General features: G+C 63.5%; 26 protein-coding genes. 13 read left to right on the forward strand and 13 right to left on the reverse strand.

What is annotated here, in order from left to right; genetic code table 11:
- Window positions 1-92: 92 nt before the first annotated feature.
- Window positions 93-548 carry an Lrp/AsnC family transcriptional regulator gene (locus tag PQ627_RS14580; RefSeq protein ID WP_144662223.1) on the forward strand — a complete coding sequence of 152 codons (456 nt, stop codon included), beginning with the start codon at window positions 93-95 and terminating at the stop codon, window positions 546-548.
- On the opposite strand, the gene PQ627_RS14585 is transcribed toward PQ627_RS14580, so the two are convergent.
- The 3 genes from PQ627_RS14585 to PQ627_RS14595 all read right to left on the reverse strand — a co-directional run bounded on the left by PQ627_RS14585 (window position 545) and on the right by PQ627_RS14595 (window position 3,199).
- On the reverse strand, window positions 545-1,171 hold the full coding sequence (locus PQ627_RS14585) for a hypothetical protein (RefSeq protein ID WP_274262135.1): 627 nt from the start codon (window positions 1,169-1,171) through the stop codon (window positions 545-547). The genes PQ627_RS14580 and PQ627_RS14585 overlap by 4 nt on opposite strands.
- Window positions 1,168-2,646 (reverse strand): WXG100 family type VII secretion target, encoded by a 1,479-nt coding sequence (locus PQ627_RS14590; RefSeq protein WP_274262137.1) that lies wholly within the window; start codon window positions 2,644-2,646, stop codon window positions 1,168-1,170. Before PQ627_RS14590 ends, PQ627_RS14585 begins: the two co-directional genes overlap by 4 nt.
- Window positions 2,647-2,740: 94 nt before the next feature.
- Window positions 2,741-3,199, reverse strand: coding sequence for an Lrp/AsnC family transcriptional regulator (locus tag PQ627_RS14595; protein WP_186313642.1), 459 nt, complete (start codon window positions 3,197-3,199; stop codon window positions 2,741-2,743).
- A gap of 378 nt (window positions 3,200-3,577) precedes the next feature.
- Here PQ627_RS14595 and gluQRS point away from each other — a divergent pair, with 378 nt between their 5' ends.
- The 4 genes from gluQRS (at window position 3,578) to PQ627_RS14615 (ending at window position 7,066) form a co-directional block, all read left to right on the forward strand.
- Window positions 3,578-4,465, forward strand: coding sequence for a tRNA glutamyl-Q(34) synthetase GluQRS (gluQRS, locus tag PQ627_RS14600; RefSeq protein ID WP_274262139.1), 888 nt, complete (start codon window positions 3,578-3,580; stop codon window positions 4,463-4,465).
- A 24-nt stretch (window positions 4,466-4,489) separates the two neighbouring features.
- Window positions 4,490-5,614, forward strand: coding sequence for a serine hydrolase domain-containing protein (locus PQ627_RS14605; RefSeq protein WP_274262141.1), 1,125 nt, complete (start codon window positions 4,490-4,492; stop codon window positions 5,612-5,614).
- Between the two features lie 42 nt (window positions 5,615-5,656).
- Window positions 5,657-6,448, forward strand: coding sequence for an SDR family NAD(P)-dependent oxidoreductase (locus PQ627_RS14610; RefSeq protein WP_274262143.1), 792 nt, complete (start codon window positions 5,657-5,659; stop codon window positions 6,446-6,448).
- Window positions 6,449-6,529: 81 nt separating this feature from the next.
- Complete coding sequence (locus tag PQ627_RS14615; RefSeq protein ID WP_144662235.1) at window positions 6,530-7,066, forward strand: HD domain-containing protein; 537 nt, start codon at window positions 6,530-6,532, stop codon at window positions 7,064-7,066.
- A gap of 17 nt (window positions 7,067-7,083) precedes the next feature.
- Here PQ627_RS14615 and PQ627_RS14620 read toward each other — a convergent pair whose 3' ends face one another.
- From PQ627_RS14620 to PQ627_RS14635, 4 genes are all read right to left on the reverse strand, one after another.
- Entirely contained in the window at window positions 7,084-8,328 is a 1,245-nt protein-coding gene (locus PQ627_RS14620) for a low temperature requirement protein A (protein WP_274262145.1), read from the reverse strand.
- Between the two features lie 117 nt (window positions 8,329-8,445).
- Window positions 8,446-9,756, reverse strand: a complete 1,311-nt coding sequence (locus tag PQ627_RS14625) for an ATP-binding protein (protein WP_274262147.1) — start codon at window positions 9,754-9,756, stop codon at window positions 8,446-8,448.
- A 123-nt stretch (window positions 9,757-9,879) separates the two neighbouring features.
- Window positions 9,880-10,632 (reverse strand): SDR family NAD(P)-dependent oxidoreductase, encoded by a 753-nt coding sequence (locus PQ627_RS14630; RefSeq protein ID WP_274262149.1) that lies wholly within the window; start codon window positions 10,630-10,632, stop codon window positions 9,880-9,882.
- Window positions 10,633-10,641: 9 nt separating this feature from the next.
- Entirely contained in the window at window positions 10,642-11,553 is a 912-nt protein-coding gene (locus tag PQ627_RS14635; RefSeq protein WP_274262151.1) for a fumarylacetoacetate hydrolase family protein, read from the reverse strand.
- Between the two features lie 140 nt (window positions 11,554-11,693).
- Between PQ627_RS14635 and PQ627_RS14640 the strand changes: the two genes are divergently transcribed.
- Genes PQ627_RS14640 through PQ627_RS14660 form a run of 5 tightly spaced genes read left to right on the forward strand, consistent with a single transcriptional unit; the run spans window position 11,694 to window position 16,412 of the window.
- Entirely contained in the window at window positions 11,694-12,998 is a 1,305-nt protein-coding gene (locus PQ627_RS14640) for an L-fuconate dehydratase (protein WP_274262153.1), read from the forward strand.
- The gene (locus tag PQ627_RS14645; protein WP_274262155.1) at window positions 12,995-14,299 is read left to right on the forward strand and encodes an alpha-L-fucosidase; all 1,305 of its coding nucleotides are present in this window, start codon (window positions 12,995-12,997) and stop codon (window positions 14,297-14,299) included. Before PQ627_RS14640 ends, PQ627_RS14645 begins: the two co-directional genes overlap by 4 nt.
- The gene (locus PQ627_RS14650) at window positions 14,292-14,606 is read left to right on the forward strand and encodes an L-rhamnose mutarotase (RefSeq protein WP_274262157.1); all 315 of its coding nucleotides are present in this window, start codon (window positions 14,292-14,294) and stop codon (window positions 14,604-14,606) included. The genes PQ627_RS14645 and PQ627_RS14650 overlap by 8 nt, the downstream gene beginning before the upstream one ends.
- Window positions 14,591-15,550 (forward strand): aldo/keto reductase, encoded by a 960-nt coding sequence (locus PQ627_RS14655; protein WP_274262159.1) that lies wholly within the window; start codon window positions 14,591-14,593, stop codon window positions 15,548-15,550. The genes PQ627_RS14650 and PQ627_RS14655 overlap by 16 nt, the downstream gene beginning before the upstream one ends.
- Window positions 15,543-16,412, forward strand: coding sequence for an amidohydrolase family protein (locus PQ627_RS14660; protein ID WP_274262161.1), 870 nt, complete (start codon window positions 15,543-15,545; stop codon window positions 16,410-16,412). Before PQ627_RS14655 ends, PQ627_RS14660 begins: the two co-directional genes overlap by 8 nt.
- A 13-nt stretch (window positions 16,413-16,425) precedes the next feature.
- On the opposite strand, the gene PQ627_RS14665 is transcribed toward PQ627_RS14660, so the two are convergent.
- The 5 genes from PQ627_RS14665 to PQ627_RS14685 form a co-directional block, all read right to left on the reverse strand.
- Window positions 16,426-17,097 (reverse strand): FadR/GntR family transcriptional regulator, encoded by a 672-nt coding sequence (locus tag PQ627_RS14665; protein WP_144662255.1) that lies wholly within the window; start codon window positions 17,095-17,097, stop codon window positions 16,426-16,428.
- Window positions 17,098-17,291: 194 nt separating this feature from the next.
- Window positions 17,292-18,803 (reverse strand): amino acid permease, encoded by a 1,512-nt coding sequence (locus PQ627_RS14670; RefSeq protein WP_274262163.1) that lies wholly within the window; start codon window positions 18,801-18,803, stop codon window positions 17,292-17,294.
- A gap of 144 nt (window positions 18,804-18,947) precedes the next feature.
- Window positions 18,948-20,363 carry an aspartate ammonia-lyase gene (gene aspA / locus PQ627_RS14675; protein ID WP_274262165.1) on the reverse strand — a complete coding sequence of 472 codons (1,416 nt, stop codon included), beginning with the start codon at window positions 20,361-20,363 and terminating at the stop codon, window positions 18,948-18,950.
- A complete protein-coding gene (locus PQ627_RS14680) occupies window positions 20,360-21,460 on the reverse strand; it encodes an asparaginase (RefSeq protein ID WP_274262167.1) in 1,101 nt (366 codons plus the stop codon). Before PQ627_RS14680 ends, aspA begins: the two co-directional genes overlap by 4 nt.
- A complete protein-coding gene (locus PQ627_RS14685) occupies window positions 21,457-22,185 on the reverse strand; it encodes a FadR/GntR family transcriptional regulator (protein WP_274262169.1) in 729 nt (242 codons plus the stop codon). The genes PQ627_RS14680 and PQ627_RS14685 overlap by 4 nt, the downstream gene beginning before the upstream one ends.
- 192 nt (window positions 22,186-22,377) lie before the next feature.
- On the opposite strand from PQ627_RS14685, the gene PQ627_RS14690 reads away from it, so the two are divergent.
- Genes PQ627_RS14690 through PQ627_RS14700 form a run of 3 tightly spaced genes read left to right on the forward strand, consistent with a single transcriptional unit; the run spans window position 22,378 to window position 23,493 of the window.
- Window positions 22,378-22,512, forward strand: coding sequence for a hypothetical protein (locus PQ627_RS14690; RefSeq protein ID WP_274262171.1), 135 nt, complete (start codon window positions 22,378-22,380; stop codon window positions 22,510-22,512).
- On the forward strand, window positions 22,509-22,973 hold the full coding sequence (locus PQ627_RS14695; protein ID WP_274262173.1) for a hypothetical protein: 465 nt from the start codon (window positions 22,509-22,511) through the stop codon (window positions 22,971-22,973). The genes PQ627_RS14690 and PQ627_RS14695 overlap by 4 nt, the downstream gene beginning before the upstream one ends.
- 28 nt (window positions 22,974-23,001) lie before the next feature.
- Window positions 23,002-23,493, forward strand: a complete 492-nt coding sequence (locus PQ627_RS14700) for a DUF3817 domain-containing protein (RefSeq protein ID WP_274262175.1) — start codon at window positions 23,002-23,004, stop codon at window positions 23,491-23,493.
- 290 nt (window positions 23,494-23,783) lie between these two features.
- On the opposite strand, the gene PQ627_RS14705 is transcribed toward PQ627_RS14700, so the two are convergent.
- Window positions 23,784-24,422: a PKD domain-containing protein gene (locus tag PQ627_RS14705; protein WP_274262177.1), complete on the reverse strand. Its 639-nt coding sequence runs from the start codon at window positions 24,420-24,422 to the stop codon at window positions 23,784-23,786.
- Window positions 24,423-24,695: the final 273 nt, after the last annotated feature.

Genomic DNA, 24,695 nt, shown 5'->3' on the forward strand with positions numbered 1-24,695 from the left:
GAGTTGGTTGGTAGGGAAAACTCTAGGGAAATTTAGCCCGTAAGTGTTCGCCTATTTAGCTCTGAAGGCCAGGTCTTGCGTAAGATTATTGCGTGATTGACGGCATCGATAGAAGTATTTTGCGCCACCTCAAAGAGGATGGTCGAATGACTGCCACAGCCCTGGCATCCAAGGTCGGTTTGACGGTGGCTCCTTGCCATCGCAGGCTCCGGGATCTGGAGTCGACGGGGGTGATCCGCGGATACCGCGCGGACATCGACCCGGCGGCGGTGGGGCTGGGGTTCGAAGCGATCGTGTTCGTTACTTTGCGGCAGGTTGATAGGGGAACCATGGCCGCTTTTGAAGCCAGGGTTACTGCCAACCCCAACATCGTCGAAGCACAGCGCCTGTTTGGTTCACCCGACTACCTGTTGAAGGTCATAGCCGCGGACCTGCCTGCGTACCAGCGTTTCTACGACGACGAGCTTGCCGCCCTGCCCGCGGTGGAGCGGCTCACGTCGACACTGGTCATGAAGAACCTGAAGACCAACATCGGGCCGCCGGTTTAGCTGACCGGAGTTACGTGGACGATGATGACCTGGGTTTCCTTGGAGCCATCGAAGCGGAGGTCGTAGTTGACCTCCAGTCCGGTACTGGTTCCCGAGGTCAGGGAGTAGTCGCTTTTTGCGGATGAGTCCTTGCTGGTGGAGGAGATCCATCGCTCGGCGTCGTCGGCATCGATACCGTACTTTTCCACGCCGTCACGGATCAGCGCAGCGAAGTCCTCTGCGGAATCCGCCGTGAGGAAGTAGGTGACTTCGGTGAAATCAGGACGGGCATCGGTGGTCTTGAACCGGATGCGGTCTGTTTGGGCGTGGATCTCTCCGCTGGGTCCCACAATCGTTAGCTCGATCTTCCCCGAGTTCTGGGTGTTGATTTCCGGGCCGTAGCTGTCGTCCGTTACCCGCACAGCCGATTTCTGCAGGGTGCCACCGCTCATGTCCAGCTTGGCCCGTTTGTCTGTCCTGATCCGGTCAACACCTGAGGCATCAAGCGTGGAAAATTCCGAGGTAATCACTGTGCTCCCTTGGGACGTTGATGGTGAAGCGGGGAAGGGGACCTGGCAGGCCGTGGTGGTGAGGATGCCCACGCATGCGGCTGCCAGTCCCAGGACTCTCATGATCCGGGTCATTGGTGGACCTCCGCGTCAAAGCCGTCCAGGAAACGGTCCATGATGCCCGGAATGTTGTTGGTTGGCCTGTACTGCTCAACGCGATCGTTGAAATCTGAACCGACGATGTCCCGGGCCTGCTGGGGATTGCTGGCCAGCAGCTCCTGGTATGCCGGGAGGGTGTCCTGCTTGATGAGGGCCCAGCGTTGATCGGCGTCGGCAATGTTGCCGTCCGGGAATCCGGTGGTGAAGTCCGTGCGGAACTGCGTTGGGTTGTCCCAGTTGGTGAACGGGATGTTTTCCGGGCCGGGACTTTCCACGCTGAACTTGTACGGGAACACTTCGGGGTAGCTCTTTGCTCCGGGGATGGAGGGTTCACCTGCCAGGGTGACCATGTAGGTCACGGCTTCCCCTCCAGGATGGCTGCGCATGGTGTCGTAATCGTCGGCGATGATCTCGTTCTGCTCCCGGTACAGCAGGGCCGTATTGCCCTCCTTGACCTGCGCCGGGTCGCCGGAATCAATCTGCGCCCACGCCTTTGCGGTAGCTGGGTCGATTGCGCCGGAGTCCCGGAGGCGGTTGATCTCGTCAATGCCGCCGTTCATGTAGGCCTGGTGCTGGCGGGCCTGGTCCAGGAAGATCTCTTTGTTCATGTCCAGCATGGACGTCTCGTAGAACTTGATCTCGGCGTCGGTCATGCCAGCGAGCTGCTCGATCTGGTCGAGTACCGGGAGGGGGACATCGGAAGCCGGATTATCGGCGATCTGCCGGGCCAGATCGCGCAGCATGGCCATGTCCTTGAAGCCGCCGGCGAAGGAAGGGCCGATCATATTCGCCATGCCGGCCCACTGGAGGTCCGGATTGGCCAGAAATGCCTGACCGTAGAAGTCGTAGACCTTTTTGATGGTCTCCCAGTTGTATTCAGTGCCCTTGCTGGTGTCCCACGTGGAGGGGTCTATACCCATCTCCCGCATGGCCTGCTGGTTCCAATAGTCGCTGAGGAATTGGGAGTACTCGGGAGACTTTTTCTCTATGAGTCCCGAGTCGGCCGCCGCGTCCATGGCCGCTTTGGCTTCCTGGGGGTGCTCGAGCGCCCACTTCTTGAACTCGTCGCTGCGCAGGTAATCCGCGCGCTCTTCGGGAGTCATCCCGTTCAACAGATCCGTGAGCTCCTGGCCGCTTCCGCCGGAACCAGGGCCTCCGGAGCCGGCGCCGCCCGCCCCGCCCTGGGTACTCGCGGTTTCCTGTTCCCCGGCGTTCTGCAACAGATTCCGGGAGGCTGCCTTAATACCGGAAGCCGCGCTTTGGAGGGCGCGCAGGTGCGAGCTGTTCCAATCGTGACGGAAGCGGTCGCCGTCGTTCCCCCGCCACTGACTGCCGGTGATGGTGCCGGATAACTGTTGACCCAGATTCGTGAGATTGTCCGCGTTGCGGGCAAGCTCCTTGGCCAACTGCCGCAACTGTGCGACGTCCGCGCCGTAGAAGTTACCCGCCACGTTGCCCCCAATGTAGTGTGCCGTTGCCTGACCCCATCCTAGGCTGGCGCCGCAACCGGGCACATGGGCACAACTTCCCTATGTGCATAACTAACTACTCGCTGAGCAGTCCGGTAGTCCGGTAGGGAATCACTTCCCGGAGGAACATGCTGGTGGACGTCCGTACGATGCCCGGGCACAAGCGGATCTCCTCCGACACCCGGTAGAGATCATCAGGGCTCTTGGCCACCACCCGGATGATGAGGTCGGTATCCCCGGCGGGGGCATGGCACTCAAGAACTTCCGGAATCTCGCGAAGGGCGGCGATGGCCTGGTTCAAATGGCTCTGGTCGAGCTCTGCGCTCACAGCCGCAGCCACTCCGCGCCCGAGTGCCGACGGCAGGACCCGGCTGCTGTTCGCCCGCAACGCACCGGACGCCGTCATCCGTTCCAGGCGCGACTGCACGGTCCCGCGTGCCAAGTGCAATTTCTGCGCCAGCACCATGATCGGAACGCGGGGGTCGTCGTCGAGTGCGGCCAGGATCCGGCGGTCCGTAGCGTCGAGTTCTTGCAAAATGACCACTTCCTGTTCGGTTTTTCACAGATGAGTAGTCAGATCGACTAATCATCGAGAGGACTATTGCTCCTACTGTATGTCCACTGCTGAAATAGTGGCAACGAAGCAGGTCGAGGCCACCGCCGAAGCCCGCCGGCACCAGGCCCCCGGAACACCACCCGGAGTCCTGCGCAGGTTTCCCGCAAGGAAGCAGCCGCTGATTGACTCTTGTTCACAGCATTGTCATTCTGCACTCGCCCGCTGGTCGGGCAGCACAGCAAGAGCCCCTGAGCCACCGGATCGTTGCGGTAGCTGAGGGGCTCTTGTGTTGCCCGGTGGGGCCGGGCGGCCGCAGCCCCGCCCGCACCCAGCGGCTTGCACGCATAGGCTTGGACCATGACTTCCGCTGGGCGATTTGCCCCGAGCCCTTCGGGTGAACTGCACGTTGGCAATCTCCGTACAGCCGTCCTGGCCTGGTTGTTCGCAAAGTCCAGCCGCCGCGATTTCCTGCTGCGGGTGGAAGATCTTGACCGGGCCCGCTCCGGCGCTGAGGCGCAACAGCTCCGGGACCTGCAAGCCATCGGCGTCACTTGGGACGCCGACGTCGTACGCCAGACCGAGCGCGCGGGCCTCTACGACGCGGCGATCCAGCGCCTGGCGTTGGAAGGGCGCACCTATGAATGCTTCTGCACCCGCAGGGAAATCCAGGAAGCGCCATCCGCCCCGCATGCTCCCCAAGGGGCCTACCCGGGCACGTGCCGGCGGCTTTCAGCTGCCGAGCGGGAGATACGGCGTGCTTCGCGTCCAGCATCCATCCGCTTACGGTCCGAGGTTACCGAGTGGGCTGTTGAGGACCAGTTGCACGGCACTTTTGTGGGGATGGTGGACGACTTTGTGCTGCGTCGAAATGACGGCGTCACGGCCTACAACCTGGCCGTGGTGGTCGACGACGCCGCACAGGGAATCGACCAGGTGGTACGCGGCGACGACCTCCTCCCGTCCAGCCCGCGACAGGCGTACCTTGCCACGCTTTTGAGCCTTCCCGTCCCCGAATATGCGCACGTTCCGTTGGTGGTAAACCACGACGGCGTGAGGCTGGCAAAGCGCGACGGTGCCGTCACGCTGGACGACCTCGCCGCCGTCGGAATTCCTCCCGAACGGGTGCGGGCCCTGATCCTTGAGTCCCTCGGCTTGCCCGCCGGGACCTTGCAGGAGGCCCTTCCGGCCTTCGAGCCGCAGCGGCTCCCCAGGGAGCCTTGGGTGTGGATAACTCCGCGTGCTTGAAGGTCCACCACGTAGGCTGGCTGGATGCATGCACAGATGGTCGCCCCAGGTTTCGAACCCGTCGCCGAACTTTTTGGCCGTTTCCTGGATCAGGATCCCGAGTACTCGGCCCAGGTCGCTGCGTATCATCGCGGCGTGAAGGTGCTGGACCTGAGTGGTGGTCCGCACATCCGCCCAGACTCAGTGACCGGCGTGTTCTCCTGTTCCAAAGGAATGGCCGGTCTGGTCATGGCCTTGCTGGTGCAGGACGGTCAGCTGGACCTCGACGCCGAGGTGGTCAAGTATTGGCCGGAATTTGGGGTCGAAGGCAAGGCCTCGATTACCGTTGCCCAGCTCCTGTCGCACCAGGCGGGCTTGTTGGGTCCGGAGGGTGGCCTGACGCTGGAGGAGGTCAACTGTTCCAGGCTCGCTGCCGCCAAGCTCGCCAAGCTCCGGCCCTTGTGGAAGCCCGGTGCGGCGTTCGGCTACCACGCCCTCAGCATTGGGATCTTCATGGAGGAGCTGTGCCGACGGATCACTGGGTCGACTCTTCAAGAGGTCTTCGAGCACCGCATCCGGGAGGTAACCGGTGCGCATTTCTATCTTGGGCTGCCGGAGTCAGAAGAATCCCGTTTTGCGCCCTTCCGTTGGGCACCTGATCCTTCGTGGCCTTGGGTGGACCCGGCCAGCCACTTCGGCCTGACAACAAACGCCGCCGTGGGTGACATTCTGGACCTGCCGAATATCCCGGAAGTACGGGCTGCCGGGTTGAGCTCCGCGGCGGGCGTGTCCAGCGCAGATGGCATGGCTCGGATCTACGCGGCCGCCCTGACCGGCTTGGCCGGGGACGCCGGCGTAGCACCCCTTCTGACGGAGGACACCATCACAACGGTGACCACCGAGCGGGTCTTTGGCATCGACAGGGTTTTCGGGGAGACGGGTTGCTTTGCCACTGTCTTCATGAAGTCGCACTCCAGGATGCCCTTCGGCAGCTACCGCGCATTCGGGCACGACGGTGCCAGTGCATCACTGGGGTTTGCCGATCCCGTTTACGAGCTCGGTTTTGGCTATGTACCCCAGCAGGCCGAACCCGGGGGAGTGGGATGCCGCAACTTCCAGTTGAGCGCCGCCGTGCGGGAAGTCATCGCCGGGAAGCTGCCTACCATGTAGACAGCGACTACATCAGTCCCCCATACAACGACGGGAACCATCATGACCATGACCTACTCCGGTACCACCGCGCTCATCACGGGAGCCAGTTCCGGGCTCGGGGCCGAGTTCGCGCAGCGCTTCGCAGCCCGGGGTTCCAACCTTGTGCTGGTTGCCCGGCGTGTTGATCGTCTGGAAGAGCTGGCCCAGCAACTGCGTAGCGAGCACGGCATCACTGTGACAGTGCTCCCCATGGACCTCGGCCGGCCAGGCGTCGGGGCGGAGCTCTTCAATGAACTGTCTGGACGCGGCATCGCCGTGGACACCCTCATCAACAACGCAGGCTTCGGTACCCATGGGCCGTTGGTGGAGGAAGATCCAGCGGTCATAGCGTCGGAGATCGCGCTCAACGTTGCTGCCTTGGTTGATATCACACGGGCTTTCCTGCCTTCGATGCTCACTTCCGGCAAAGGTGCGCTGGTGAATGTGGCCAGTACTGCGGCGTTCCAGCCGATCCCCGGCATGGCTGTCTACGGCGCCACCAAGGCCTTCGTCCTGAGCTTCACGGAGGCCGTAGCCCACGAAACCAAGGACTCCGGGCTAAACGTCCTGGCACTGTGCCCGGGAGCCACAAAGACGGAGTTCTTCGACGTCCTGGGGAGCCAGTCGGCGGCGGTTGGCCCTATGCAAACCTCGGCCCAGGTGGTGGAGACGGCCCTTAAGGCACTCGACCGCAAGGTAACACCCGGCAGCGTCGTCTCGGGGTGGATGAACCGGGTGGCCGCGGGGTTCGCCCAGCGTTTGCCCCGGGCAGTCACCGTGGCGATCGCCGCACGTGCTGTCCAGGATTGGTAGGCGGTACATCCATGCCGCCGCAACGGATAGCCTGAACGGGAGGACCATCCCTGAAGCTCCATTGCCAATCCGGAGGCCACAATGACTGAACCACGCTTCACCGTAGAGACAGCCCAGGTCCTGGCGGAGGTGGCCCACAACCGCCAGAAGGACAAACTCAAGCGTCCGTATCGGGAGCACGTCCTGGCTGTCGGCGATGCCCTTGCCGACTTCGACGAGGACATCCAGATTGCGGGCTACCTCCACGACATCGCCGAAGACACCCCCATCACCCGGCAAGCGCTGCTGGATATGGGCGTTTCGGAGCGTGCCCTCGCCATTATCGAGCGCGTCACCCGGCGCTTCCACGACGACCCCGATGATTACGACGCCGGCATCCGGTACGTCGCGGAGGACCACGACGCCACGTTGGTCAAAATTGCGGACAATGCCCACAATTCCTTGCCGGAACGCGTCCGGGCGCTGGCGGAGAAGTGGCCCGACAAACCACCGGTGACCCGGTACGCCGATGCCCGTCCGGTGCTCTACGCGGCCGTTCCCAAAGAGGAGGTCCGGCTGATCCTCCATCGGATCAACCCGCACCTGCTCGAGGAGCTGGACGAGATCGTTCCGGATTAGTCAGCCGGCCCCAGGCGCTAGCCGGCCGCAGCTTCCAGCCGACGCAATGCGGCCGCCCGCCCCTTGTGTCCACGCCGTTCGTCGTAGGCAATGGAGAGCCCCAGGACCAGCATCATCTCCAGCATGCACACGGGCACGGATGCACCCGCTGCGGCCATGGCGATACTGGCCGCCAAGCCAAGCACCACAAGGACAGTGCTCCACAACAATTCGCGGTCCGGGTTGAGCATGAACCCGTAAAGCGTTGTCAGCGACGCCTTGAAAAGAATGATGGGGATGGCTATCGATGCCACGGCCGCGGCTGCACTGATGCTGGCCTCATGGTCGATGTAGTAGGCAGCTACGTGTAGGCCGGCACCAGTGGCAGCAATGCCTGCAAAGACCGGCATATGCGCATAACCGAAGACCCATGAGCGGTGCCTTTGGAGATGGAGCGCCGGACCTGAGGGCAGGATGAAATAGATCCACCACATGGCGAAGGCCAACCCCGTGCCGCTGAAGCCAACCAACGCGGTGTCCAGCGTCCAGCCATGCAGGGCAACCATCGCCCGCAGTGTCTCAATGGCACCGATCAGGCACTCGCCCAGGGCAATGATGGCAAGCAGTCCGTAGCGCTCGGCAATATGGTGGGCATGCCAAGGCGTCCGGGCTTTGCGTTCAGCAAGTCCGGGAACTGACATCTCCAGGACGAACAAAGGCGCTGCCATGAGAAACGTGGTGAGAACGCCGGCGTCGATCAACAGGACAGCAACCCAGCCAACTTGGACAATCGAGACGTACTTTGCGTAGCGCAAACACGTTTCCCGGCGTTCGGGGTCTTGGCGGGCAGCGCGCAGCCACTGAAAGACCAGGGCTACGCGCATGACGATGTAGCCGAGCACCATGGTGAAGTTGTCCACGTGCTTGCCGTCAATGATGGAGTGGAACACCGGCTCGATGCCCATGGCCAGGATGAGGACACCCACCATCTGCACCATGGTGACTACGCGGAAAACCCAGTCATCGGTGTCGTAGGCGCTGGCGAACCAGGTGAAATTGATCCAGGCCCAGATCACCGCGAACATCGCGAAGGAGAAGGCAAGGAGACCTGGCCAGAAGTGCGCCTCGGCAACAGCGTGGGCAAATTGGTTGCCTGCCACTCCGAAGGCGATGACGAAAGTCAGGTCGAAGAACAGCTCAAGCGGGGTGGCGGTGCGGTGTTTCTCATGGGGATCGCGCCCGCCCATCCGGGAGAGGGCATGGCGGAGGGGATTCGTGGACATGGCTCAAAGATTACCGGTGCCCGGCGAGCCCGCGCCGGGTTCGCGGGAACGCGTCCAGTGCGCCCGGAAAATAGCGGCGATCTGGCAGCGTTTCCCGCGAACTCGCTGCGCAAGTCCCTAAACGCGGCCCAGGACGTCGATGTCTTCCAGGAAGTCCTGGTGCACTTCGGGGCTGACAGTTGTGCGGGTGTCCGCGATTGCGTCGAGGTAGTCCTGGGTGACCGGGCCTTTCCGCCCGTTGGCGCCGTCCGAGGCAGAGCCGGCGGCAGCACCGTCGTCGTACACGGCCTTTTCCAAGGCCCGCTGGGAGGCGCTGCGCGCGGCGAACTCGATATCCGCGGGCGAGAAGCCCTCGGTCCGCTCGACCAACTGCGCAACATCCACCGAGTCGACCACCGACGCCGGGATGAACCGTTGCCACATGGCCTCCCGGGCATGGACGTCCGGAAGCCCAATGGGGATGACGTAGTCGAAGCGCCCGTGCCGGAGGAACGCAGTATCGAGCGCACGGATGAAGTTGGTGGCGCACACCAGCAAGCGGCCGGGCTGTTCGCGGAAAGCCGGGATGATTTTGAGGAGCTCGTTGGTGACGCCCTGGAGCGGCGACGGCGGATCACCGGCGCGTTGGGAGGCGATCTCTTCCACCTCGTCGATGAACACGACGGCGTGCTCCAGCTCGGCGATCTCCAGGAAGGTCTCCCGCAAGGCGCCCGCCAAACCCTTGGGATCGGAGGCCAAACGGGACGGGAATACCTCAACGAAGGGCCACTCCAGGCGTGAGGCGATGGCTTTGGCGAACGTGGTCTTGCCCGTGCCAGGTGGACCGAACAGCACCACGGCCCGCGGTGGAACAACGCCGTATTCATCGGCGAGGTCGGCTTCGGCCAGGGGAAGCACCAGCCGCCGCTCCAGCAGTTCCTTCTCACGGCGCATACCGGCCACGTTCTCCCACAGGTCGCGCGCCAGGACGCGCCCACCGAGCAGTCCCAGCGCACCGAGTTCCTGGCGCTGCACGGGAATGGTCCGCTCGAAATAGCGCAGGTTCTTCTTCACCACGAACCCGCGGCCGAGGAAGGCCTCGACCCGCGTTTCGGTCTCCGGCATCAGCGCGGAGAGTTTATTGAGGCCGTGCGGAGCCATCCGGTTTTCGACGGCGGCCAGCAGCGAGGTGCCGATGCCCCGGCCGCGGAACTCGGGAAGAGTCGCCAGGAAGACGATCCAGCCTTGGTCATGGGCGGCACGTCCGACGGCGGCACCCACCACCTGCTCTCCCTGAACCGCGACCACGGCATGGTCCTTCTCGCAGGACGCCAGGACTTCGGACAATGCGTAGACGGGCTCCACGCCGTCGGCCTTGAGGGACTCCCACAGATGGAGTATGCCGTCGAGATCAGAGGAGTGGAAGTCCCGGATGCGCCAATTGGTCATGAGTTCTTCTCCTGGGGCTGTCAGTGAGTCGCCATTGATTCGTTGGAGTTGAGCATAAGCGAATCACTGCCGGGGAACGTTGCGGCTTCGTTGCGTTACGGAACCCCATACTGAACCGGCCCCCTACTGAACCGGGCGAAGCCGCAGACCCTGCATGCCGCCGTCGACTGCCAGCGACGTACCCGACGTCGAGCCTGACAGCGGACTCGCCAGGTAAGCCACCGCGCCGGCTACTTCGGCGGGATCCACCATGCGTCCGTGGGGCTGGCGGGCGTTGAGGGCTGCGCGCTCGCCGGCGGGATCAGCGGCGGAGTTCAGCAGCCTGCCCACCCATGGGGTGTCCACGGTGCCGGGATTGACGCAGTTCACGCGGATGCCTTCGCGAACGTGGTCCGCGGCCATCGCCAATGTCAGGGACAGGACCGCGCCCTTCGACGCTGAGTACAGCGCACGCTGCGGCAGGCCCGCCGTTGCGGCGATGGAGCAGGTGTTGACGATCGAAGCGGCCGGCGACTCGCGAAGATACGGCAGCGCCGCCCGGCTGACGCGCGCGATCCCCACGACGTTAATGTTGAGGACGCGCAGCCACTCGTCGTCATCGTTCGCGGCAACGTCGCCTTGCGCCCCGATTCCGGCGTTGTTGATGACGATGTCCAGTCGGCCGAACCGCTGGGCGACATGCTCGACGGCGGTTCGCACCGAGGCGTCGTCGGCCACGTTGCACTGCACGCCGAAGTGCGGGCTGGCTTCCGGTGTGAGGTCCAGGACCGCGACCTGGGCGCCGCCTGCAGCGAGGCGATCCGCGATGGCCGCCCCGATCCCGGAAGCCCCACCTGTGACGATTGCCGCGAGGCCATCAAATTCCGTGGTGGTCATGGTCCGGCCTCAGGCGTTGGTGCCGGCGACGGCAACCGGGCGGGCTGACCCGGCGTGCGCGCGGAAGTACTCCTGGCGCTGGCTTCCGAGGCCGTCGATTTCCAGCTCCACCACGTCACCGGGTTGGATGAACGGGAAGCGGCCGGACAACGCCACGCCCTCGGGGGTTCCTGTGATGATCACATCGCCGGGTTCAAGGACCATGTACTGGCTGAGGTGGTGGACGATCGTTGCGGGGTCGAAGATCATGTCCGAGGTATTGGAATCCTGGCGGGCCTCGCCGTTGACCAGGGTCCGGAGGCGAAGGTTGCCTGGATCGATCTCGGAGGCGGGGACCAGCCAGGGACCCAGGGGAGTCGAGCCCGGGAGCGACTTGCCCTTGGTCCACTGTCCGGCAGCCCCGGGGATCTGGTACTCACGCTCGGAGAGATCGTTGGCCACCGCATAACCGGCGATGCTGTCTTCGGCCTCTTCCAGGGTGGAAAGGTATGACGCTTCCTTGCCGATGATGATGGCCAGTTCCACCTCCCAGTCGTACTTTTCCGACGACGGCGGAATGGGAGCGGCGTCGTACGGTCCGGCGATGGTGTTGCTTGGTTTCAGGAATACGACCGGAACTTCGGGCGGTGTCGCGCCGGATTCGGCGGCGTGCGCAGTGTAGTTCAGGCCGATCGCGATGACGGATCCAGGCCGGGCAACAGGTGCTCCGATGCGCAGTCCCTCAACCGGAATTTCCGGCAGTTCCTCTTTATCCAAGGCCTCGCGGGTGCGTCCGATACCGTCCGAGGCGAGGAAGCCGCCGTCGATGTCCTTGGTCAGGGGCGCAAGGCTGTAGTACTTCTCGTCGCCGTTGGGGTCCTCGGCGATGACTGCCGGTTGTTCGTTTCCGGCCGTACCCAGCCTGGCGAATTTCAAGGTCATGGCTTCCTCCGTGCGTTCGGGACTAACATCCGAGCTCTAGTGTGATGTTTCCTCCCATAATACGGAAATGTGACCCATTGACAAGACATACATCCGATGTTTAGCTTCAACGAAGAACAGCTAATCCAGCCAGGAGCCCCATGAGCCTCATCACCGCAGTGGAAACGTTCGATATCCGTTTCCCCACATCCCTGAACCTCGACGGCTCCGACGCCATGAATCCGGACCCGGACTACTCCGCCGCCTACCTGATCATCCGCACGGACGCCGGCGACGGGCACGAGGGCCACGGCTTCGTGTTCACCATTGGCCGCGGCAACGAGGTGGAGACCGCAGCAATCGGCGCCCTCAAGGAGCACATCCTTGGCCTTTGCGTCGAAGAACTCCTCGACGACATGGGAGCCACTTGGAAACTCCTGGCCCACGACTCCCAACTCCGCTGGCTCGGACCCGAAAAGGGCGTCATGCACATGGCGATCGGCGCCGTCGTCAACGCCCTGTGGGACCTGAAAGCCAAGCGCGCGGGGCTGCCCCTGTGGGAACTGCTCGCACGCATGACGCCCGAAGAACTCGTGGCGTTGGTGGACTTCCGCTACCTCACGGATGCCCTCACGCCGGATGAAGCACTGGCCATCCTTCGCGCCGCCGAACCCGGACGGGAACAGCGGAAGGTGGCACTTCGCGCCGAAGGCTACCCCGCCTACACCACGACGCCGGGCTGGCTGGGTTACAGCGACGCGAAACTGACGCGGTTGGCCAAGGAAGCCGTGGCTGACGGCTTCGAGCAGATCAAGTTGAAGGTGGGGGCGTCCCTGGAGGACGACATCCGGCGGGTCCGTGCTGCGCGGGAGGCCGTTGGTCCGGATATCAGGATCGCCGTGGATGCCAATCAACGTTGGGACGTGCAGGAGGCCATCGACTGGATGGCCCACCTGGCCCCCTACGACATCGCCTGGATCGAGGAACCCACCAGCCCGGATGACATCCTCGGCCACGCCGCGATCGCCCGGGCTGTTGCGCCGATTCCGGTGGCAACAGGGGAGCACGTGCAGAACCGGGTGGTGTTCAAGCAGATGCTGCAGGCAGGTTCCCTGCAGGTGCTCCAGATCGACGCGGCCCGCGTGGCCGGCGTCAACGAGAACATTGCCATTCTGCTCTTGGCCGCCAAATTTGGTGTCCGTGTCTGCCCGCATGCAGGCGGGGTGGGATTGTGCGAAGCCGTGCAGCACTTGTCCATGTTCGACTACGTCGCGGTGTCCGGAACCAAGGAGGGACGGACCATCGAGTTCGTTGACCACCTCCACGAACACTTCATCAGCCCGGTGGAGGTCCACAGCGGCGCGTACTGGCCGCCGTCGAGTCCAGGTGCCGGAAACGAAATGCTCCGTGAAACACTGGCCGCGTACAGCTTTCCTGACGGCCCGGTATGGAAGGAAGACCAGTGATCCAGCATGCCCCCTGGTTCGAGGAAGCACGCTTCGGGATGTTCGTGCATTGGGGCATCTACGCCCTGCCCGCACGGCACGAATGGGTCATGAACAGGGAAGAGATCACCGTGGAGGAGTACTCGAAGTACTTCCGGCGCTTCGATCCTGACCTGTACGACCCCCGCGAATGGGCCAGAGCCGCCCGCGCCGCCGGGATGAAGTACGTCGTCCTCACCACCAAGCACCACGACGGATTCTGCCTGTGGGATTCGGCCCTCACCGACTACAAGGCCACCAATACCCCCGCCGGCAGGGACCTCATCCGGCCGTATGTGGAAGCACTCCGCGCCGAGGGGCTGAAGGTCGGTTTTTACCACTCGCTCGTTGACTGGCACCACCCCGACTTCACCATCGACGGGGTACATCCGCAACGCAACGCGGCCGACGTCGAACGTTTGAACAGTGGCCGCGACATGGACCGCTACCGTGAGTACCTCCACGGGCAGGTGCGCGAACTCTTGAGCAACTACGGCACCATTGACTATCTGTTCTTCGATTTCTCCTATGCCGGCGACGGCCACGGGCAGTTCTGGGGTGGCAAGGGCCGGAAGGACTGGGACTCGGAAGAGCTGCTGACGATGGTGCGCGAGCTTCAGCCGGGCATCGTGGTCAATGACCGCCTGGACATCCCGGGAGACTTTGTCACGCCGGAGCAGTACCAGCCCGCCGGCCCCATGATGCTCGACGGCGAACCCGTCACCTGGGAGGCTTGCCAGACGCTGAACGGCAGCTGGGGGTACGACCGGGACAATCAAAACTACAAGTCAGTGGACCTGCTCATCCGGATGCTGATCGACGGGGTGTCCAAGGGCGGAAACCTGCTGCTCAACGTGGGCCCAACGGGGAGGGGAACCATTGATCCGCGGGCGCTGGAGTCGCTGGAGGAAATAGGGGAGTGGATGAAACTGCATTCCCGCTCCATTTACGGCGCGGGTGTTTCCCCGTTCACCGCTCCCTCGGACGTCCGGTACACCCAACGCGGGGACCGGCTCTATGTGCATTTGTTCGCCTGGCCGTTCGAATACGTGCACCTGCCCGGCTTGGCCGGGAAGGTGGAGTACGCCCAGCTGCTCAATGACGCGTCGGAAGTGTTCCTTCGCGAGGTGGACCCGGACCAGCAGGCCATGAACATGACCCCGGGAGGCCAACCGCCAGGAACACTGACCATCAAGCTGCCGGTGCAAAGGCCCGACGCGGCAGTCCCGGTGCTGGAACTTTTCCTCAAGCCCTCCGTGGAACCGACGGTCAGCCATGGTTGAGAGCATCGCCCTGCACACCAGGCTCAAACCGGGCACGGAAGATGAGTACGCCGACGCCCACGCGCACATCCCTCCGGAACTCGTGTCCGCGCTGAAGGAAGCCGGCGTTCGGAACTGGCGGATCTGGCGCAGCGGACTCGACCTCTTCCATGTAGTGGACGTGGACGACTACCAGGCGATGCGGCATGCCCTCGCCGACCATCCAGCCAATGTGCCGTGGCAAACCCGGATGGCTGAACTTTTGGACGTCCAGGACGATTACTCAGGGACGGATACGGGTATCCCGAAAGTATGGGAACTGCCGTGAACTCACTCGACCTCCACAGGCTGGGCAGGCTCGGCTTCGGCGGGGCCGGGATCGGTAACCTTTACCGCGCCATCCCGGACGGTGAAGCCCTTGCCACGGTGCTGGCCGCCTGGGACGCAGGAGTCCGATACTTCGACACCGCGCCGCACTACGGCCTTGGCCTGTCGGAGCAGAGACTCGGCGCCGTCCTGCGGGACAAGCCGCGTGATGAGTTCGTCGTCTCCACCAAGGTTGGCCGTTTGCTGGAACCCAACCCCGCCGGCGGGCGCGACTCCGAGGGCTTCGACGTCCCGGCTACAACTCGACGCGTCTGGGACTTCAGCGAGGCAGGCATCCGGCGCAGCATCGAAGAATCGTTGGAGCGGCTTGGGCTGAGCTACGTGGACATCGTTTACCTGCACGATCCCGACGTCCATGACCTTCACGCCGGAATCACGCAGGGGCTGCCCGCGCTGGAAAAACTCCGGTCCGAGGGCCTTGTCTCGGCCATCGGGGTCGGCACGAACTCCGCCGAAGCCGCCCTGGAGTGCATCGAAGCGGCCGACCTTGACCTCGTGATGCTCGCTGGACGCTACACCCTGCTGGAGCAGCCCGACGTTCCCCTGCTTGAACGCTGCAGGCAGCGCCGCACCGGCGTCATAAGCGTTGGCGCCTATAACTCTGGTCTCCTGGCCCGTCCCGAGGTCCCTGATGATGCGCACTACAACTACGGGCAAGCACCGCAGGCTGTGCTGGAGAGGGCCCGGGCGCTCGCGGCCCTTTGCCGCGATTTCGGCGTGGAACTTCCGACGGCGGCACTCCAGTTCCCGCTGCGGCATCCGGCAGTCGTGAACGTGACGGCTGGGGCAACCTCCCCTGAACAGATGGTCACCAACGCGGAACGGATGGACCAGCCGGTTCCCGAGGAGCTGTGGGCGGCGCTGGAGGGACTGGGCAGTGATTGATTCGCACTTGCATCTGTGGGCCTTGGACACCTTCGTCACGGGCGGTGAGCGGCCCTACTCCTGGCTCGGCCCTCACCATGGGGCGCTGTTCCGCAGCTTTGGCGAGGACGAAGCATGGGAGACACTCGATGCCGCTGGTGTCAGGGGAGCGGTGCTGGTCCAGGCTGATGACACCGTTGCCGATACCGAGAGCATGCTGGCCGTGGCTTCCCGGAACCCCTGGGTTGTGGGGGTGGTTGGCTGGATCCGGCTGGATGCTCCGGCCGAGGCGGCTTTCCAGCTGGACCGCTTCGCAGCGAACCCGGTGTTCCGGGGCGTGCGGCATCTGGTGCATAACGATCCCCGGCCGGATTTCCTGGACCTTCCCTCCGTGCGGGAATCGTTGGCTTTGGTGGCGCGCCGTGGCCTCACATTCGACGTTCCCGATGCTTTCCCGCGGCATTTGGGTGCGACGGTCCGGCTGGCCCGGGAGCTTCCAGAATTGATCGTTGTCCTTGACCACCTGGGCAAGCCACCTTTGGCCGACCCGGTGCTCATGGACTCGTGGCGCAAGGATTTCCTCGCTTTGGGACGTGAGCCGAACACCGTGGCGAAACTCTCCGGGCTTCACGTCGCGGGGCAGCCGTACACCAGCGAGGCGTTGCGGCCGCTCTTCGAAACCGCCATGGAGGCTTTCGGGGCCGGGCGTTTGATGATCGGCGGCGACTGGCCGGTGAGCACCCTCGGGGCACCGTATGGCCGGACGCTCGATGTGCTGCTGGAACTCGTCTCCGCGCTGAGCCCGGCTGAGCAGGACGCGGTTTTGGAGGGGACCGCGATCCGTACCTATGGGCTGGCAGCCAACCCGATGGTGGATGCCTAGAGAGCTTGGATGCCTAGAGAGCTTGGCGCAGCCAGTTCTCCACGCCGCTGATGTGCACAGTGACCAGCGCGCGCACCAGCTCCGCGTCCCCGCGTTCCAGTGCGTCGGCGATGGCCCGATGCTCCGCCAAGGTGTGTGACACAGCCTTTTCCTGGGTCAGCCCACGCCAGATCCGCGCCCGGACAGTGCTGCTGGACAGGGCTTCGAGGAGGCTGCCCAAGTAGTCGTTCCCGGCGGCTTCGGTGATGATGCTGTGGAATTCGAGGTCGTGGGCGACGAGTTCCTCAACGTCCGTGTTCTCGTCGATTCCGTCCATCGTTGCGCGCAGGGCCAAGAGTTTTTCCGGGGTGATCTTCGCCGCCGCGAGGTGGGCCGTGGCGGGTTCAAGGATTCGTCGGACCTCGAAGAGCTCCAGGATGGAGCGGTCCTGGTGCAGATCCACCACGAACGCTACGGCCTCGTTGAGCAGTTTGGCGTCGAGGCTGGTCACGTAGGTTCCGTCACCGCGGCGCACATCCAGCACCCGGATCAGCTCCAGGGCCTTTACCGCTTCGCGCAGCGAGCTTCTGGACAGGCCGAGCCGTTCGCTCAGTTCCTTCTCCGGCGGAAGCCGATCGCCGGCCTTGAGTTCGCCCCGGATCAGCATGTCCTTGATCTTGCTGATCGCCTCGTCTGTCACAGCCATGGACCAATAGTAGCCACGAATGATCGGATGTCTGTCTCCGCCGCGTCCCCACCCAACTGGGGGACAGCAAATGTCGTATTGGGGCGTCATTGCGACATGTGCTGTCCCCCAGTTGGGGCGTTAACGGACGACGGCGGCACCCACGTTCCGCTGTTACGGAACCCGGGTGCCGCCGTCGTGAGTCAGGCGTTGCTTTACTTGTCGCCGCCGCCAGGCAGCGGACGGTTGGCGATCACCGGAGCGCTGCCGGTGTAGCCATCGCGGGTGGCCGCAAGTTCGTGGATCTGCTTGCGGCACATGAACCAGCCCCAGACCATCAGCGCGCAGGCGACTGCCGTGACCAGCATGGTGAGCGGCGACTCGATGAACACCATCACCAGGACGCCGGCAAGGAAGAGCAGCGACAACCAGCCGGTGTACGGGGCACCGAACAGGCGGAAGGACGGGCGCTTGACCCAACCCTTGTCCGCCCAGCGCTTGAGCTGCATCTGGCACAGGACGATGGTGGCCCAGGTGACGATGATGCCTACGGAGGCGACGTTCAAGACGATCTCGAAAGCGTCGGACGGGACGAGGTAGTTCAGCGGAACACCGAGCAGGGAAACACCGGCGGTGATGGCGATGCCGCCGTAGGGCACACCGGCCTTGTTCATGCGCTGTGCGAACTTCGGAGCGGAACCGGCCACGGACATGGAGCGGAGGATACGGCCCGTGGAGTACAGGCCGGCGTTCAAGGAGGACAGTGCGGCGGTGAGGACAACGAGATTCATGATCACGTCAACGCCCTGGACACCGATGGATCCGAAGAACGTCACGAACGGGCTGACGCCCTTCTGGTACGAGGTGTACGGGAGCAGCAGCGCCAGCAGGATGACCGAGCCGACGTAGAAAACTGCGATACGGAAGACCACGGAGTTGATCGCCTTGGGCATGATCTTCTCGGGTTCCTTGGTCTCGCCCGCCGCGGTACCCACGAGTTCGATGGAAGCGTACGCGAACAGGACACCCTGCATGAGGATGATCATGGGGAGGATGCCGTTCGGGAAAATGCCGCCGTTGTCCGAGATTAGGCTGAAGCCGACTGTTTGGCCATCAACCGGGGTGCCGAAGATGACGAAGTAGGTGCCCACGAGCAGGAAGGCCACCAGGGCAGCAACCTTGATCAGCGCGAACCAGAACTCCATCTCGCCGAAGACCTTGACGGAGACCAGGTTCAGGCTCAGCACCACTACCAAGGCGATGAGGGCCCACGCCCATTGCGGCACGGCGCCCATCCACGGCACGTATTTGCCGAAGAAGTTCATGTAGAGGGCTGCGGCCGTGATGTCCACGATGGTGGTGGTGGCCCAGTTGATCCAGTAGAACCAGCCCGAGACGAAGGCCGCCTTCTCGCCGTAGAACTCACGGGCGTAGGAGACGAACGATCCCGACGAAGGGCGGTGCAGCACCAGTTCGCCCAGTGCGCGGAGGATCAGGAAAGCGAAGAAGCCACAGACGGCGTACGCGATCACCAGGGAGGGGCCGGCGGCGTTGAGGCGGCCACCTGCGCCAAGGAACAGGCCGGTGCCGATGGCGCCACCGATAGCGATCATCTGGATCTGACGGGGCTTGAGGTCCTTGTGGTAGCCAGTGTCCTCTTTGTGGAGGGCTTTCTCACTGGCGTGCGCTTGGGCCGGAACCGTGTGGTCAGTGATGGGATTGGTCATTGGAATCCTTAGGAGTGTCCTGTTGGGGTTGTCTTGGGCGCAGCCGGTCGGGGTTCCGGGCACACAAGACAGCGCCTCGATTGGGGTATGCCTCATCGGGCGGGACGGCTGAATTAAGCCGCTGGGCTTTTGGCCGTTGTGGGCCTATTTGCTCAGGTTGGCCAGACGTTCTGGACTGAGCAATTCTTCGAGCTGGGCAGCGGTCAAAAGGCCGTGCTCCAAAACAAGTTCTGCCACACCCTTGCCCGTTGCCAGCGCCTCCTGGGCAATGGCGGTGGCGGAGGCGTAACCGATGTGGGGGTTCAATGCCGTGACGAGACCGATCGACTGCTCCACGGTAAGCCGTAGCCGTTCGGTGTTTGCGGTGATGCCCCGGACGCAGCGTGCCGTAAGGGTGCGGCACGCTGCTTCCAGGTGGGAGATGCTCTTGTGCAGGCTGTGCACAATGATCGGTTCGAAGGCATTCAGCTGAAGCTGGCCTGCCTCCGCGGCCATGGTGACTGTGACATCGTTGCCGATGACTTCGTACGCCACTTGGCTGACCACTTCCGGGATCACCGGATTGATCTTGCCGGGCATGATCGACGAACCGGACTGCACGGCCGGAAGGTTGATCTCACCCAATCCCGCGCGCGGTCCGGAGGACAGCAGGCGGAGGTCGTTGCAAATCTTGGAAAGCTTCACTGCCACACGCTTCAGTACACCGGAGAGGTGAACAAACGCTCCCACATCCTGGGTGGCCTCGATGAGGTCGGCGGCAGTGAGCAGCGGCAGGCCTGTGATATCGGCCAGGTGGCGGCAGGCGGCCTCGGCGTAACCGACCGGGGCATTCAAGCCGGTGCCGATCGCCGTAGCGCCAAGGTTGATCTCGTGGATGAGCATGTGGGACTCGTCCAGGCGTGCGCGGTCCTCGCCAATGGTGACGGCGTAGCCCCCGAACTCCTGGCCCAAGGTCATCGGAACAGCGTCCTGCAACTGCGTACGGCCCATCTTCACGACGGTGCGGAACTCGCGGCCCTTTTCGGCGAAGGCCTCTTCGAGTTCTTCCAGCGCTGTCAGGAGTTCCTTGACGGAGAAGATCGTGGCGAGGTTGACCGCCGTCGGGTAGACGTCGTTGGTGGACTGGCTCAGGTTCACGTGGTCGTTCGGGTGCAGCTTGGAGTAGTCGCCCTTGGGGTGTCCCAGGATCTCCAGCGCACGGTTGGCGATGACCTCGTTGGCGTTCATGTTGGAGCTGGTGCCGGCTCCGCCCTGGATCACATCCACCATGAACTGTTCCTGCAGCTTGCCGTCCAGGATGTCCTGGCAGGCCTGCTCAATGGCGTTGGCACGTTCTGAGTCCAGGAGGCCGAGCTCGTGGTTGGTCCGGGCGGCTGCCTGCTTCACTGCAGCCAGCCCGCGGACCAGGTGCTTGTTGGTGGAGAGCGGCTGCCCGGTGATGGGGAAGTTCTCGATGGCACGCAGTGTGTGGACGCCCCAGTAGGCGTCCGCGGGTACATCGCGGTCGCCCAGGAGGTCGTGTTCGGAACGGAGGGGGATCGCCTGATCGACGGTGGTCATAGCTGTCCTTGGTTGGTTGCTGAAAAATCTGATGCGCGGAGTTCGCCGACCGGAAGGCCGCCGCCCAGCACAGGGGGGCTTTGAAGCGTGTCCAGGCTGCCGCCGTCGACACCCAGACGGCGGAGGACCTCAACGGTGACGGGCATGCGGGCGCGGTCGCCGCCGTCGGAAATCTTGACTGCCAGTCCGGTGCCGTCCGGGAGGCCGACAAGTTGCAGCCCTTCGAAGCCGTCCTTCGCGAGCAGGCCCGGTACGGCTCGCATGAGGGCTGTGACGTCGCGGCCTTCGCCGGCCACCATCTCCGGGAAGCGGCGCATGGCGTGGGCCACCTTGCCTTCGAGGGTGTCCTCGTCCGCGGCGGCCAGACGGCCATAAGCGCGGGCCATGCCGTGCAGGGAGTGGGCGAACAGCGGAGTGCCGCAGCCATCAGTGCTGACGGCGGCGGCTTCCTCGCCGGTCAGCTCGGTGATGGTGTCGCGGACCAGCACCTGCAGCGGGTGCTCGGGGTGCAAGTATCCCTCCACAGGCCAGCCGTTGATGACGCACACTGCGGTCATCGAGGCGTGCTTGCCGGAGCAGTTCTGCGTGATGTGGGTGGGGCCGTTTCCTGCACGGAGCCACTCCTCGCGCTCGGCCACGCCGTAGGGGATGTCCGTGCTGTTTGCCAGGGCCGCGTCGGTGAGGCCGTGGAGCTTCAGGATTTCGGTAGCGCCGTCGCGGTGCATTTTCGCGCCGGAATGGCTGGCAGCCGTGAGGGCCAGGAGGTTTTCGGGGATGTCCAGGCCGGCCTTGAGCAGCGCGACAGCCTGCAATGGCTTCAGGCTTGAGCGCGGGTACATGGGGGCGTCGGGCTGGCCGGCCTCGACGATGCTGCTGTCATCTGCGGCAAGCGCGATCAGTGAACCGTAGTGGACGCTTTCCAGCAGTCCGTCCCGGGTCACTTCGACCAGGGGGACGTGGTTGGGGGCCGTCGCTTTGTGGGCGGCAGGTGCCGGGGCGGGCGCCTGGGTGGCGTGTGCGGCGGCTTCGTGTGCCCGTGCTTCGTGTGCCGGTGCTTTGGGGGCGGGCATGGTGTCGGTGTCCTTTGGGAGTGTCATTTGCTGAGGATTGTGTCCAGTGCCACGCTGACGGCCTGCAGGTGGGCGGCCATCGCCTTGCTTGCGGCGTGGGAGTCGCCCGCCTCGATGGCGTCGAGGATGGCGACGTGTTCCTGGTCCGAACGGTGTTGCCGGTCAGCGACGAGGTTCAAGGTTTCGGACTGGTGTGCCAACGCTTCGCGGATGTCCGACACCACGCTCGCGAACACCCGGTTCCCACTGGCCCGCGCAACGGCCGAGTGGAAGCTGGCATCAAGGTTTACCCAGGCTTCGGGGTCGTTCTCGTTGAGCATTTCCTGGATGATGTCCTTCAGGTGCTCAAGCTCTTCTTGCGTCCTTCTCTCAGCCGCCAGGCCGGCAGCCGGGATCTCGATGTGAGGACGTGCTTCGTTAAGATCGCGCGCGCTGTACTGGCCCAAGGTAAGGTCATTAGCAACCTTGTTGGCCACAATGAAAGTGCCCTTGCCGGTTTTGGTGACAGTGAGGCCCAAGGTATTGCACGACCTCAGAGCCTCCCGGATCACTGAACGGCTGACGCCATACTGGGCAGCCAGGGTCGCTTCAGAACTCAGCTTGGTGCCGATGTCGAACTGTCCGCCTTCGATGGCCCGGCGGAGTGCGGCAAAGACGGCCTCAGCCGCGGAAATCCGCGAAATAGGCATATGCGCTGAGTGGCCGCTCTGGGACTCTTGCTGTCCGGCTGTCCGGCTGTCTGACAGGTTCACGTTTCGAATATGGCACGGGTCACAAGACGCTGTCAACGCTGAAAGGCTTGCTTCACGGTTTGGCGACTGGTAGAAGCGCCCGACGGCGGGTGGTGAGGTTTTGTGCCCGGTGACGTCACGGCGCCCGACGGCGGCAGGCGGGTTCCGCCGTCGGCCTCCCGTTGCGTGCGTGATCGGCGCATAATGGCGTTCATGACGGCCAGCAACCCGGACAAGCCGCGCGTCACCGTGGAGGTGCCGGTTCTTCGCGTCGTGCCGGACCCGCCGACTACCAGGGCCTTGAGCGGTTCGTTGATTCACTGCGCAAGCCGCAAGGGCTGCATATGACTTTGCTGCACGTGGGAATTCTGGACGAGCTCGCCGTGGACATCGCAGCGTGGACAAACGGAAGGGCAGAGCCCGGGAAGGTGCTGCCTGAGATCAGTAGTTGGTTGACCGAACTGCCTGTTTTGCAGGGCTTTCTGGGGAAGTCCGACAAGCTGGTGCCACTGGGTGGCGGCCGTCTGATGGGGCTTGAGGTGGATGTTCCCCAAGAGGTTCATGACTATCAAGCCCTCCTGGTTCAGGGTTTGCATGTGCTGCTCGATGAGCTGGGCCTCGACAACATTGACGACTTCATTCTGGGCTCGCCCGCCTTGGGGTACAGGTCGCCGCGGTGGTTGCCGCACATTGCTGTGGGAAAGGCGAAGTCACGGCACGAACCACCCACGGAGATTGCGCCGGTGGCACTTGAGTTCGGCGATTCGCGGATCCGTCACCGTGAGTCGCTGCCGGCTGCTGATTCTTAGGGGCTGGCCGGTCACGGTAGGTTTGGAAGTGTCTCCCGTTTCCTACCTGAGGACTCCCATGCAACCCCGCGCCTTGTTCCGTACCGTCGCTTTTGCCGAGGCCGTGACCTGGACGTTGTTGCTGATCGGGTTGTTCCTTAAGTACGTCACCCGGACTACCGATGTTGGGGTGAGCATCGCCGGAGGCATCCATGGATTCGTGTTCCTTTGCTACGCAGCGACGGCCGCCTTCACCTGGATCAACCAGAAGTGGTCCCTGCGCACGGGCATCCTTGCCATCTGCTCGGCTGTGATTCCTTATGCCACTATTCCCATGGAAAAGTCGCTCGATCGCCGAGGCCTCCTTGCCGGCGGGTGGCGCTTGGCCGCCGGTGGTGATACGCCGCGTGGGGGCTTTGAAAGGGCCCAGGCCTGGGTCCTTCGAAACCCGGTTCTCGCTGTTGTTGTGACTTTGGTTGCCGTGGGGGTTGTGTTCAGCTTCCTGCTGTTCATGGGCCCTCCAGGGACCTGGTTCTCTTAATGTTTGCCGCCGGGAAGCATCAGTTCTTCGGAACTGGTGCTTTTCTTCTCTTAAGCCGTGGTTCCCGTCTTTGCGTGTGCCGCCACCACCCATTTTGGAACTGTGATGGCCTGGACGCGCCGTTGGAGTGGAGTGTCACCGGAGGTTTCGTGATCAAAGTGGGTGGTGGCGGCCGGCGGCTGGGTCTTGTGTGGCTTCCTGCCCTTATTTGAGGCCGGATGGCGTGATTTTCCGGCGGGTTCGAGCTGTTTCGGGTTCAAAACGGGTCAGGAAGCGGCGTTGCGGAGGCCTTAGTGGGTTGGTTCGGTGCCGGGGCAGCCCCAGGATTGGGGGTCTTGTTCGCAGGTGTCGGCGACGAGGGCTCGTTCTGTTTTCCAGACTTGGATGGTGATGGGCGGGGTGGTGAGGTTCAGGGTTCCGTTGATGGGCAGGGGTGGGCCGTTGTTGACCGAGTAGGTGCCGGTGAAAGTGGTGGTGGCGGTGGCTGGGTAGTTGCCGGTGTTTGTGTAGGTGTGGCTGGTGCGGGTGTCGGTGGTGAGCCATTCGGTTTGGGGGATGGGGTATCCGGTGGCTGGTGTGGGGCCGAGGGTGGTGCCGTCGCCGAAGTTGTAGGTGTAGCTGGTCGGGGTGGCGGTGAGGTGGACTGTTTGGCCGAGGATGGTGACGTCGAAGGTTTGTGCGGTTGTGCTGGTGTAGAAGTTGGTGGGTGCGCCTTTGAGGGTGTGGGGGAACGGCTGGGCTTGAAGTGTTCCGGGGTTGACGGGGAGTTGCCGGAAGTCGGTGAGGATCCGGGCAGCGATATCGGCCAGGACGTCCTGCGGCTCTGCGTCATAGAGGCACGCAGGTTTACCGTCCACAGGCTGCCAATCGGTGAATGTCGGGTTAGTGACGGCTTTCGGTGCTTTCAACCAGATAACCGGTGAACCCACTTTCCCTCCGGGTGTTGTAGGTGGGCATTCAAGGGTCAGACAGCCCATTTCACGTGCCCCGGGGCCACCGAGAGTGCAGCGAAAGTCCGGCTTGTATTGGTAGGGATCACTTGCTGAAGTGCCAGCGCCCCCGAGGCTGGGACTGGATGTTCCGGTGGATGAATCGAGAACCCAGCGAGCTCCCACATCGATAGTTCCGGCTGCTTTGTTCGCAGTTGCCCACTCTTCATCTGCCTGAGCGACTTGAACTGACATCGGGATGACGAGCAGGGC

Origin of the sequence: Paenarthrobacter sp. AB444, assembly GCF_028736865.1 — a bacterium.
Classification (GTDB): Bacteria; Actinomycetota; Actinomycetes; order Actinomycetales; family Micrococcaceae; genus Arthrobacter; species Arthrobacter nicotinovorans_B.